This window comes from Nocardioides sp. AN3, from assembly GCF_054653495.1.
Map to the genome: position 1 here is coordinate 60,852 of NZ_BAAIGC010000027.1, position 11,066 is coordinate 71,917.

General features: G+C 66.4%; 12 protein-coding genes. 11 read left to right on the forward strand and 1 reads right to left on the reverse strand.

Annotated features, from left to right (window positions below):
• Positions 1–15 precede the first annotated feature (15 nt).
• From ACYQ1K_RS22160 to ACYQ1K_RS22190, 7 genes are all read left to right on the forward strand, one after another.
• Entirely contained in the window at positions 16–612 is a 597-nt protein-coding gene (locus ACYQ1K_RS22160) for an SRPBCC family protein (RefSeq protein WP_459985483.1), read from the forward strand.
• Between the two features lies 1 nt (position 613).
• Entirely contained in the window at positions 614–1,156 is a 543-nt protein-coding gene (locus ACYQ1K_RS22165) for a MaoC/PaaZ C-terminal domain-containing protein (RefSeq protein WP_459985484.1), read from the forward strand.
• 17 nt (positions 1,157–1,173) lie between these two features.
• On the forward strand, positions 1,174–1,953 hold the full coding sequence (locus tag ACYQ1K_RS22170) for an SDR family NAD(P)-dependent oxidoreductase (protein WP_459985485.1): 780 nt from the start codon (positions 1,174–1,176) through the stop codon (positions 1,951–1,953).
• Between the two features lie 20 nt (positions 1,954–1,973).
• Entirely contained in the window at positions 1,974–3,515 is a 1,542-nt protein-coding gene (locus tag ACYQ1K_RS22175) for a class I adenylate-forming enzyme family protein (RefSeq protein ID WP_459985486.1), read from the forward strand.
• Positions 3,516–3,616: 101 nt separating this feature from the next.
• A complete protein-coding gene (locus tag ACYQ1K_RS22180) occupies positions 3,617–4,462 on the forward strand; it encodes a polysaccharide deacetylase family protein (protein WP_459985487.1) in 846 nt (281 codons plus the stop codon).
• A 28-nt stretch (positions 4,463–4,490) separates the two neighbouring features.
• Positions 4,491–4,865, forward strand: a complete 375-nt coding sequence (locus tag ACYQ1K_RS22185) for a DMT family transporter (protein WP_459985488.1) — start codon at positions 4,491–4,493, stop codon at positions 4,863–4,865.
• Positions 4,862–5,179, forward strand: a complete 318-nt coding sequence (locus tag ACYQ1K_RS22190; RefSeq protein WP_459985489.1) for a DMT family transporter — start codon at positions 4,862–4,864, stop codon at positions 5,177–5,179. Before ACYQ1K_RS22185 ends, ACYQ1K_RS22190 begins: the two co-directional genes overlap by 4 nt.
• Positions 5,180–5,212: 33 nt before the next feature.
• Here ACYQ1K_RS22190 and ACYQ1K_RS22195 read toward each other — a convergent pair whose 3' ends face one another.
• Positions 5,213–6,844, reverse strand: a complete 1,632-nt coding sequence (locus ACYQ1K_RS22195) for a PucR family transcriptional regulator (protein ID WP_459985490.1) — start codon at positions 6,842–6,844, stop codon at positions 5,213–5,215.
• A 309-nt stretch (positions 6,845–7,153) separates the two neighbouring features.
• Here ACYQ1K_RS22195 and ACYQ1K_RS22200 point away from each other — a divergent pair, with 309 nt between their 5' ends.
• From ACYQ1K_RS22200 to ACYQ1K_RS22215, 4 genes are all read left to right on the forward strand, one after another.
• Positions 7,154–8,368 carry an NAD(P)/FAD-dependent oxidoreductase gene (locus ACYQ1K_RS22200; RefSeq protein ID WP_459985491.1) on the forward strand — a complete coding sequence of 405 codons (1,215 nt, stop codon included), beginning with the start codon at positions 7,154–7,156 and terminating at the stop codon, positions 8,366–8,368.
• A gap of 117 nt (positions 8,369–8,485) precedes the next feature.
• Positions 8,486–9,379, forward strand: coding sequence for a nitrilase-related carbon-nitrogen hydrolase (locus ACYQ1K_RS22205; RefSeq protein WP_459985492.1), 894 nt, complete (start codon positions 8,486–8,488; stop codon positions 9,377–9,379).
• Between the two features lie 42 nt (positions 9,380–9,421).
• A complete protein-coding gene (locus ACYQ1K_RS22210; RefSeq protein WP_459985493.1) occupies positions 9,422–9,781 on the forward strand; it encodes a cupin domain-containing protein in 360 nt (119 codons plus the stop codon).
• Positions 9,778–10,839, forward strand: a complete 1,062-nt coding sequence (locus tag ACYQ1K_RS22215; RefSeq protein WP_459985494.1) for a tartrate dehydrogenase — start codon at positions 9,778–9,780, stop codon at positions 10,837–10,839. The genes ACYQ1K_RS22210 and ACYQ1K_RS22215 overlap by 4 nt, the downstream gene beginning before the upstream one ends.
• The last annotated feature ends 227 nt before the right edge of the window (positions 10,840–11,066 follow it).

Sequence of the window (11,066 nt, forward strand, 5' to 3'; positions counted from 1 at the left end):
TCAGGAACAGGACCAATGACGACAACCCGCCGCGCGGACTGGAGCAAGCGCACCGCGAAGAAGCCGCCTGGTACCGAGGTCGAGATCGAGGACGTCCTCGAGCTTCCGGTGACGTCGGAGGCCGCATGGTCGCGCCTCGATGACGTGCCCCTGGTCGCTGGCTGCATCCCCGGACTCGACCCTGCCACCCTCGTGGACAAGGGTGAGGGCGTCTACCAGGCCACGATGACCAACGCGGTCATGGGGATCAGCGCCCACTGGGACCTCGAGGCGACCATCAGGCCGGTGGCCTCGACCAAGACGCTGAACGTCCAGCTGCGCGGGGAAGACCCGAAGATGAAGATGAAGCTGAACGGCGATGCCTCCGTCGTGGTGAAGCCCGGCCTCGATGGCAACGCGCAGCTGAGCTACGCAGCCAGGCTTCGAGTCGACGGCAGCCTCGCGGCGATGGGCGGCCCCGTCATCCGCACCATCCTCTCGGACACCATCACCCAGTTCGTGCAGGTGGTCGGTGGCCACGAGGTCGCCGCTCGACGATCGCCCGTCGCGAGGCTGATCGACGCACTGAGCCAGTGGTGGCGACGTGCCTTCAGCACGGAAGGGAGGGCCTGAGGTGACGACGTCACAGGTCCCCGCGAGCACGGAGGTCCGCGGCCTGTATCTCGATGAGTTCACCATCGGTCAGCGGTGGGTCACGCCCGCACGCACCATCACCGAGGCCGATCTGGTCGGATTCGCCGGCTTGTCCGGCGACTACAACCCCCTGCACACCGATGAGGAGTTCGCGCGTCGCACCCAGTTCGGCGGCCGGATCTTCCACGGCCCGGGAGTCTTCGCGATCGCGATCGGGTTGGAGTCGCGCTTGGGGCTCAAGGACGGCACCGCGTTGGCATTCCTGGGCATGAAGTGGAACCTCTCGGCGCCGGTACGCATCGGCGACACGATCCGGGTCATGCAGCGAGTCGCCGAGGTGAAGCCGTCTCGATCGAAGCCCGATCGCGGAGTCGTGACCTTCGATGTCGAGGTGCTCAACCAGAGTGACGAGATCTGCCAGCACGGTCAGTGGATCGTGATGTTCCGCAGGGAAGGGCCCTCGGCGCGCCACGGCGGCACTGACCAGCCCGCCACATCACCGCAGCTGACCACCCGCATCTGAGCCTCAGGAGTACCAGAATGACCAAGCGAACCGTTGCGATCACCGGCGCCGGCTCCGGCATCGGCCAGGCCATCGCGAAGGCGTTCCTCGACGAAGGGTACGACGTCTTCGCCAGTGACATCTCCAAGGACCGGCTCGATGCGACCGCCGAGGCTCTCGGCTGGCCCGCCACCTTGTACCTGCGTCCCGTCGATGTCAGCGACCCGGCCGCTGTCGATGCCTTCGTGGACGAGGCGGCCACGTACAACGGCACGCTCGACGCCATGGTCAACTCCGCCGGCGTCTTCGACGGCTACGCGGACGTGCAGGAGACCACTCCCGAGCTGTGGCAGAGGGTCATCGGGATCAACTTGAGCGGCGCCTTCCACGGCTGCCGCGCAGCAGCTCTGCGGATGATCGAGCAGGGATCCGGCCGGATCATCACCATCGGCTCGGTCGCCGGACAGCGGGGCGCTGCCGACGGCCTCGCCTACGTGGCGTCGAAGGCTGGCATCGAAGGGCTCAACCGGCGCCTCGCGATCGACGTGGGTCCCCACAACGTGACGGCGAACGTCGTGGCACCTGGAGTGATCCGTACCAGCCTGAGGGCCACCTCCGAGGAGGTTCTCGGTGATGTGGTGTCCACCCAGCAGCGAGGCATCGGCGTCTCACCGGAGATCATGGACTTCCTCATCCCGGCGAAGCGATCAGCCGCACCGGACGAGGTCGCCGGGCTCGTTGTCTTCCTCGCCTCGGAGTCGGCCGGCTACATCAACGGACAGGTCATCGCGGTTGATGGCGGCTGGTGTGCGACCTGAGCGGGGGTGTTCGCATGTCGATGGAAGGCACTGAGGCCATGGCCGACAACCCCTGGGTGGCGTTCGAGCGATCGGTACGGCGTCATGCCGCCCGAGTCGCAGTGGTTGACGATGACATGCAGTGGACCTATCAGCAACTGCAGGAGGACGTCGAGCGACGGGCGCTCGCCCTCGAGCGTGCAGGCGTCCGACCCGGACAGCGGGTAGCCCTGGTTGCGGAGAGCTCCGCGTACTTCTTGTCGACCGCGCTCGCTGTCTGGCGCCGAGGCGCCGTTCTGGTCACGATCTATCCGTCGAGTGGACCCGAGGACCTCGCCCACGCCCTCGAGTCCAGCGACCCCGCTCTCATCGTGTGTGGACCGACGATCGACACCGCTCTCGTGAGCGGCCTCGCGCCCGAGGTCCCGATGAGCGACGTCGAGATCTTCGCTCCGGTAGCCGTGCGCGGGGACACGGAGCCGAACCCGTCAGATGTTCGCGAGGCCCTCCAGCTGATCTGCTTCTCCTCCGGCACGACGAGCCGGCCGAAGGCGATCATGCTGGGCGGACAGACGCTCGTGAACTGCGCTCTCACGTATGCAGAGGTGTGGCACTTGGGTCCGGAGGACCGTGGTGTCGTCTGCCTCCCGATGGCGTGGCTCTACGGACTTGCGAGCACGTCGCTGGCACTCCTGCTTTCCGGGGGAACGGTCGTCGTCGTCAGGCGGGCGCGTCCAGAGCCCCTGCTCGATGCGGTCATCCGCTCTGATGCCACCTTCCTCGCAGGTGTCACCGCGAACTTCGCGAAGTTGGTCCGTCACTTGGAGGATGAGGGGATCCGACTCCCACCGTCGAGCTCGTTGCGCTTGTGCATCTCAGGCGGTGAGCCACGCAACGAAGGCATCTTCGGGCGATGGGCGGACCTGACCGGCGTGGCAGTGCTGGACGCCTATTGCGCCTCTGAATGTCTCCCGCTCGTGACGTACGACCCCACCGTGGATCGGGCCCCTCGGCCCGGTTCGGCGGGAAAGCTCGTGCCGCGAGCGCTTCTGCGCATCGTCGACCAGGACGGTCACGACGTGCCCGCGGGCGAAGTAGGGGAGGGTCTCTCATCCGGGCCGGGGCTGATGCTTGGCTACTGGCGAGAACCAGAGCTCACCGCCGAGGCGCTCACCGACGACGGCTGGTATCGGACCAAGGATCTCCTTCGGATCGACGAGGAGGGGTACGTCTACGTCGTCGGCCGCCTGTCAGACATGATCATTCGCGGAGGCGTCAACGTCTCGCCGGCCGAGGTCGAGGCGACGATCCGTACGTGTGACCACGTCGAAGACGTCGCCGTGGTGGGTCTCCCGGACGACATCTACGGCCAGCGCGTGGTAGCTGCCGTGGTCGGACGACCTCATCTCGACCTCACCGTCCTGCGCGAGCAGGTCCAGGCGCGATTGAGCGGCTACAAGGTGCCGAGCACGTTCGTTGCGGTGGACGGGCTTCCCGTGAACGCCACGACCGGGAAGACGAACCGACGTGCGGTTGCCGAGCTTCTGGCATCCATCGCACCAGACACACTCGCAACGCGCTGATCCCCGGGAGGGCCAGGACAAATGACGACACCCACCGCTGGCCAGACAACGGGCAGCTCGAGTGCCCACGCCGCTCGGGATCGGTCGGGCGTGATCGGCTCGTGACGGTCACCATGCCCGAGGGCAAGCGGCTCGCCGTCTGCCTCAGCCCGGACTTCGACGCGCAGAGCGTCTGGCTGGCGACGTTCCGATCCCAGTCGCAGTCGCTGATGTCGCGCGGTGAGTTCGGCGCCGAGGTAGGCGCTCCGCGCCTGCTCGACCTCTTCCGCCATTACGGCATCAGGACGACGTGGGCCATCCCGACCCACACGATGATGACGTTCCCGGCAGCCTTGGAGAAGGTCCTCGCCGACGGGCACGAGGTCGCGGCGCACGGGGTCTACCATGAATACATCCCGAAGCTCGACCTGGAGCAGGAGCGGGAACTCCTCGCCGTCCAGGTCGAGAAGCATGAGAGCCTGATCGGGCGTCGACCACGTGGCTATCGCTCGCCGGCCCTGGACGTCACGGACAATACGCTGGGACTGCTCGCCGAGTTCGGGTTCGATTGGGACTCCTCGCTCATGGGCCGAGACTTCACGCCCTACTACCCGAGCATGGTGATCGACTTCGACCTCCTGGACGGGAATCGGTTCGGAGCACCCAGTCGGGTCCTCGAGCTTCCGGTTTCGTGGGCGCTCGATGACTTCCCCGAACTCGAGTCCTTCAAGGGAAGTCCGCTCATGCAGAGCAACGAGGTTGTTCTGTCCCGTTGGATCGACAGCTTCGACTATGCCTACGAGCACTGCCCGGGCGGGGTCATGACGTGGACACTGCACCCGCAGACCATCGGCCGGGCGCACAACATGGTGATGCTCCGGCGCTTCGTCGACCACGTCATGTCCAATTCGGGCGTGTGGTTCCCGACCCTCTCAGAAGTGTTCGACGCCTATCGGCAACCGTCGTGAGGCCCTGCGAATGCGGTCGGACACGACCTTGAGGAAGTGGCTGTTGCTCGCCGGGGCGATCCTGACCGAGGTCGCGGCGACCCTCTTGCTCAAGTGTGCTCTCGACGCGCCCGTCTTCTATGTCGTCGTCATCGTCGGATACGTCGCGGCGTTCGTGTTCCTCTCCCTCGCCCTGCGCGCGGGGATGGGACTCGGCGCGGCTTACGGGATTTGGGGGGCCATCGGTGTGGCACTGACCGCGGCCCTCTCCAGCGTGTTCTACTCGGAGGCATTCACGCGACCCGTCGGCGTGGGCATCACCTTGGTGATCGCCGGCGTTCTTCTCGTGCAACTCGGCTCCAGGCACGCGCACCGGTGCATCTGTGCACCAGCGGGTGAGTCGAGCGCCGGTGCTGATAGGTGACCTGGGTCTACCTCGCGGGTGCGATCTTCACCGAAGTGGCCGCGACGCTGGTTCTGAAGGTCGCGTCCGCGGGTCGCCCTCGGTTGTACACGTTCGTCGTTGCGGGCTACGCCACGGCGTTCCTCTTCCTGGTCCGGACCCTCGACCGAGGGATGGGCCTTGGCGTCGCCTACGGCATCTGGGCGGCCGTGGGGGTTGCTCTCACCGCCCTCATGTCGAAGTGGCTGTTCGACGAAGCACTCACGCGCATGGCGCTTCTCGGCATCGCGCTGATCATCGTCGGCGTTCTGTGCATCGAGCTCGGATCGAACTGAACGACGGCACCAGCGACGAACAGCGCCCCGGGGCTATCGGCGTTCCGGGCTGAAGACGACCCCCAGCTGGTCGGGGGACGGATGGGCGTATTCCTGCAGGTGGTACGGCGCGTCGACGTCGGCCGGCTTGCCCAGGTCCTGACGCGCGGACGGAAAGCTCACGGATCCCGACTCGTGCTCGAGTGCGGTGAGGGCGAGGAACAGCGACGACAGCGCAGCAGGATCTCGTAGAGAGAGGCTCAAGATCTCCTCGACCTTGGCCAGTCGGTACCGAAGTGAGTTGTGGTGGATGCTCAGCGCGTGGGCCGCCGTGTTCATGTTCTGCTCATGCTTGAAGAACGTGCTCAGACCTTCGAGCAGCGCCGGGCGCTCCACGACGGGTCGGAGGAACTCGTTGGCCCATACCGTCATCCTCTCGACGCCGACCTCTGAGAAGAGCTGCGTCGCGAAGTCGAAGTCCTCATACGCGAGGAGGCGTGGCCCTCGTGCGTTCCGCTGCAGGGTACGCAGTGCCAAGGTCGCGTCGCCATGTGACTGCGGGATCTCGCCCACGCTCGTGACGGCTCTACCGACCCCGATCTGTGCCTTCGGCATGGAGTCTGCGGTGACCACGACCCTGCTGAGCATCGCCGGCGAACACTGTGCGGCAACGACAAGGTGACGCTCACGCCGACTGAGCAGGTGTGGAACAGAAGCGTCGCGAAGTGCCTGGCTGAGCCCGTCGCCGATGGCCTCCAGTGCAGGCAGGCCTCGTGTGCTCGGGGAGGTACGCAACGGCCTCAGGATGGCGATACGCACGCCCTCGTCGAACTTCAGTCCGAAGCTTGCGATGCGCCCGGCGAGTTCCGGATCGTCCGGCACCCGGCGAAGTGCTAGCGCCTCTTCGAGGACCGCCGCCTTGATGGCGCGTTCCTGCTGTCGAGCAACCAGCGTCATGCGGTGGCACGCCTCGACGAGCGTCGCGGCAACGTGCACGGCGGCTGTGGCGTACTGGTCGGGGAAGTCCGGGCGTCGACTGGTGACGATCAGCCACCCGATGTACTCGCCCGCGCGATCGGGGTCGTGGATCTTGTCCGCAACGCCTCGCCAGCCGTCGACGTCGAGCATCTGACTGTCGGCATCCGTCCGAGCGATCTCACCGAACAGCAGTGACAGCGGCACGGGCCCGGTCGACTGCAGCGTCTGCCCGCGCTTGTCGACCAACGCGATGTGCGCGTTCGTGGTGCTCCGCAGTCGCGACAACAACGCCGACAGCGGCTCAGGCGCTCCCAGGGCTTGGGTCAGGGAGCGCTGCAACGTGGCCAAACGCCGCGTGATCGTCTCCGCCGGAGCCTGGGCGGCCCGCGAGATCGCGAGAACGACCTCGGCCGGATCCACCGTTCCGCCCGCCTCGACGACGGTATGTCCCGCGGCCAGACCGGACAGCTCGCGGTGGGGAAGCGGGCTGGGAGAGGTGAGGACGATGATGCGCGGGGGCTCGGGAGGCAGTTGTGCAAGCAGTCCCTCGAGCTGGTCCCGGCGCTCCCCATCTGCCACCACGAGGATGACCTGCGGGTCTGTGGAAGGGGCTCGCCCAGACCAGATGCTGGCGCCGACCACCGGCACATCCCGGGCATCCTCCGGCCCCGCCAGAACCAGGGCATCTGGCCCGAGCTCTGTGAGCACGACACCCATGGAAGGGCGCGAGGATGTTGTCATCTCAGGTACTTCCCGTGCCGGGGTCCGATCCTTGATGGGCGAGCGTAGCCCCGCCGGTTGATGCGGGCTTGAGAAGAATCATGATACCGCCGATCCGGCGTTGTGAATCTCCCAAATGTGCTCGGCGACCCCGACGCGTAGCGTTGTTCCATGGCCCACGCTTTGGTTGCGTGGGGCAAGGTTCGGGCGGTTCCAGCGGGCCATCGCAGCCGCCCCCAGGACGTGGGGGAGAATTGCCCGGTGCGTACGGAAGCCTGAACGGGGAGAAGAGCTGTGATGAGCGATAGCGTCCTCGCGACCACAGATATCGTGGTCGTCGGTGCCGGCATCTCCGGCCTCTGCAGCGCCTGGGAATTGCGCCAACGCGGGTTCGGCGTCGCCGTGGTCGAGCAGCGCTTTCCCTCGTATGGTGCCTCGGGACGCAACCCTGGCGCCTTGTGGTTGCAGACGCGCCGGACGGGAACCGAGCTTGCGCTGGCGCGGAAGGGCAAGGAGAAGTACGAGCAGTACGTCGACATCCTCGGCGATGTGTTCGACCTCCGCTCCGAGGGAGGCCTGTTCTTCTTCGAGACTGACGAGCAGGGCGCCGTCATGCAGTCATACGTACAGGACAGGCGTGCTGCTGGCCTGGAGGTGGAACTGCTGGATCGCGCCGCTGCGGCCAAGAAGTCGAGCATCCTTCCCGAGTCGGCGATCGGCGCGGTGTTCTGCGCCGATGACGCTCAGATCGACTCCCTGAACTTCGTCGCGGCAATGGAGGCGGCCTGCGTCAGGGCCGGTGTCAGCCTCTTCAAGAACACGGCGGTCCTCTCCACTCTGCGCGAGCGTGACCAAGCGATCGGTGTTCGCACTGTTCGCGGAGACGTCTTCGCATCAGGTGTCGTCTGGGCGACAGGAGCGTGGGCGAAGACGCTGAGGTCAGAGGGAATCCAGGTTCCCATCGAAACCGTGAGGATCGGGCAGTTGATGACTCAGCCCCTCCAGACCGGGCTGACGCCGATCCTCCACGGTCCGCAGGGTGTGCACGGGAGCGGTGCGCTCGTCGATCTGCCGGAGTTCGTGCCTGATGCGTTCGCGACGCCGCTGAGCGGAGACGGTGCGGGCGCCTACGAGTCTTACAACGACACGGCGATGCTCAACCGCGGAGGATCCCTCTACATCGGCCACAGCATCGACGGGCGCGGCTCCCTGAACCCTCACATCAGCCTCGCCTCGACGAAGGTCATGGCGGCGCTCGCGGCGGACCGGTACCCGAGCTTCTCGGAACACGGCGTGACAGGGCTGTGGGCCGGACTGGGTAGTGAGACTCCCGACCAGCTGCCGATCGTGGGGCGTATGGACTCGATCTACCTCAACGTGGGTCACGACTGGGGTGTGTCCAGCGCCCCTGCGTCGGGAGAGGTGCTCGCGGCGATCGTGGCCGGTGAGACGAGTGAGTTCGGCACCGCACTAGCGCCGGACCGCCCTGCGTTGCACGCCACCAGCGACTGACCCTTCGGCTTCGGAACATTTCCAGCCGTCCTGCGGCGGTTGTGAAAATCGACCAGTGGGCGTTCGGCCTCGGCAGACCTAGCGTGGACATCGCTGGTCTGCCGAGAGGAAAACACGATGTCGTCGTTGACGGTCGCTGCCGTTCAGTTCGAGCTGAGGGCTGAGCGATCCCTGCCGGAGTTCGTCGCCCACGTGGAGTCGATGGTGCGGCTGAGCGTCGAGCAAGGTGCCGAGCTGGTGCTGTTCCCGGAGCTCGCCAGCACCGGTCTGCTGGGGGCGATCGATGACCACGAGGTGACCACGAAGTCGATCACCTCGGACTACTGGTCCGTTCTTCCCCAGGACGCTGAGGCCATCTCGGTCTCGGTCTCTGAGCTTGCTCGTCGGTACGGCGTCGTGATCGTCGGGGGTAGCCACAACCGGCTCGCCGGGGACGGCTCCTTGCGTAACACCGCCTATGTCGCCCACCCCGATGGGCGCGTCGAGATCCAGGACAAGACGCATCTGACCCCTCAGGAGCACGAGCTCGGGGCTCGCGGCGGCGACGAACTGCTGGTTACCGAGCTCGGCCCGTTCACCGCCGGGATCCTGATCTGTGCGGACATCCAGTACCCGGAGCTCTCGCGCTACCTCGTCGGCAAGGGCGTCGACCTGATCCTGTGCCCCTCGCTGACGTGGAACCGCCGGGGAGTGCACCGCGTTCGAACCGGCTGTCAGGCACGGGCGATCGAGAACCAGCTCTACGTCGTGATGTCACCGCTCGTGGGCTCCAGCGGCCTGCCGACTGATGCCCCGATGCATGCAGTCGGCCGCGCGCTCGTCGCCGGCCCGGTCGACAAGACCTTCGGTGTCAACGACGGACTTCTGGCGATCGCCGACGGCGATCACGAGCAAGTCGTGCTAGCGACGCTGGACCACGACCTGCTGATGGCCTCGCGAGCCGCGCCCGAGGCACCGGGACTCGCGCTGCGTCGCCTCGACCTCTTCGCTGATCTCGCTTCGCACGACTGATTCTCAGGCCTCCCGCGCCATACCCCTGATTACGGAGCACACATGATGAAGCCGTCGGTCTCAACTCCGGGCTATCACCCCCACCACGACAAGCCTTTCGGACCCGCCACCATTGAGCACGCGACCGCCGAGTGTGGCCTCGACGAGCTCGGCACCTACTTCATGGAGTTCCACTCCAGCGGGCTCAGCGACCCCTGGACCGTTCAGTACGAGGAGACGATCTACGTCATCGAAGGTCGCGCTCGCCTTCTCATCCACGAGGGTGCCGCGACCCGCGAGGTGGTCACCAACGCCGGCGGCCTGATCGTCATCCCGAAGGGAACCACCCTCCAATACGGCGCCCTGGTCGGCAGTCGATTCCTTCTGTCCATCTCGCCAGTGAACTGGCGGGACCGCGCGTGACCGCCGGCTACACCATCGATGTCATCGCCGGTGACGGCATCGGTCAGGAGGTCATGCCGGCCGCCGTTGAGTGCCTCGATGCGGTCGCGGCGACTCACGGCTTCGCTATCGACTGGCGAGAGCGCGACTGGGGCTCGGAGCGCTACCTGTCCGCGGGCGCGATGATGCCGACGGACGGCATCGAGCAACTGGCAGACGGAGATGGGATCTTCCTCGGCGCCGTCGGCATGCCGGGGATCCCGGATCACGTCACCCTGTGGGGTCTGCTGATCCCGATCCGCCGCGAGTTCATGCAGTACGTGAACCTCCGCCCTGTCAGATGCCTGCCGGGCGTCACCCCGAGGGTTGCTGGAGCGCAGGATCTCGACACGGTCATCGTTCGCGAGAACGCCGAAGGCGAGTACTCGGAGATCGGCGGCCGCGCGTATCGAGGACGCCCCGAGGAAGTTGCCATCCAGCAGGCGTTGTTCACCCGACGCGGAGTGGAGCGCGTCGCGCACTACGCCGCGCGCCTCGCCGAGAAGCGTTCCGGCAGCCTCACGTCTGCGACCAAGTCGAACGGGATCATCCATTCGATGCCGTTCTGGGACGAGGTCGTGGACGGCGTGCTCGCCGGCTACCCGACTGTGAGGCACGAGCACGTCCTGATCGATGCGCTCGCCGCGCGAGCCGTGCTCGATCCGGGCTCGCTCGACGTCGTCGTCGCCTCGAACCTGTTCGGTGACATCCTGTCGGACCTGGTGTCAGCCGTCGCAGGGTCGATCGGCGTCGCCCCCTCCGCCAATCTGAATCCCGAGCGGGAGTATCCGTCGATGTTCGAGCCCGTGCATGGCTCCGCACCTGACATCGCCGGCAAGGGAATCGCCAACCCGGTCGGCCAGATGTGGGCTGGTGCGATGATGCTCGAGCATCTCGGCGAGGAGAAGGCGGCGCTCACACTGACAGAGGCCTTCGAGGGCGCACTCGCCGCCGGCGTCCGCACTCGCGACCTGGGTGGTGACGCGAGCACCGCCGAGTTCACCGCCGAGGTCAAGGCACGGCTGCGCGAGGGCAGCTGAGTCGTGAACGCATCCCCAGGGCATCGGCTTCCAGGGAGGAGTGAGTCGCACCGCCTCGCGCCTGGCGACCTGTTGCTGCCCCTCGGGCTCGCGGCAGTGGTCGCCACTCGGGCAGCCGTTGGTGGTTGTGCGTGCCCGCGATGTCGTGCGATCACACCACCCACCACCGGAGCGGTGAATCAGTTGACCGGATCGGACAAGGAGTTCGCGTGAAGATCGTCGTGCTG

Excerpts from the sequence above, each read along its gene's own strand:
- ACYQ1K_RS22160 (WP_459985483.1), top strand. The coding sequence starts at position 16 with ATGACGACAACCCGCCGCGCGGACTGGAGCAAGCGCACCGCGAAGAAG.
- ACYQ1K_RS22170 (WP_459985485.1), top strand. The coding sequence starts at position 1,174 with ATGACCAAGCGAACCGTTGCGATCACCGGCGCCGGCTCCGGCATCGGC.
- ACYQ1K_RS22175 (WP_459985486.1), top strand. The coding sequence starts at position 1,974 with ATGGAAGGCACTGAGGCCATGGCCGACAACCCCTGGGTGGCGTTCGAG.
- ACYQ1K_RS22200 (WP_459985491.1), top strand. The coding sequence starts at position 7,154 with ATGAGCGATAGCGTCCTCGCGACCACAGATATCGTGGTCGTCGGTGCC.
- ACYQ1K_RS22205 (WP_459985492.1), top strand. The coding sequence starts at position 8,486 with ATGTCGTCGTTGACGGTCGCTGCCGTTCAGTTCGAGCTGAGGGCTGAG.
- ACYQ1K_RS22210 (WP_459985493.1), top strand. The coding sequence starts at position 9,422 with ATGATGAAGCCGTCGGTCTCAACTCCGGGCTATCACCCCCACCACGAC.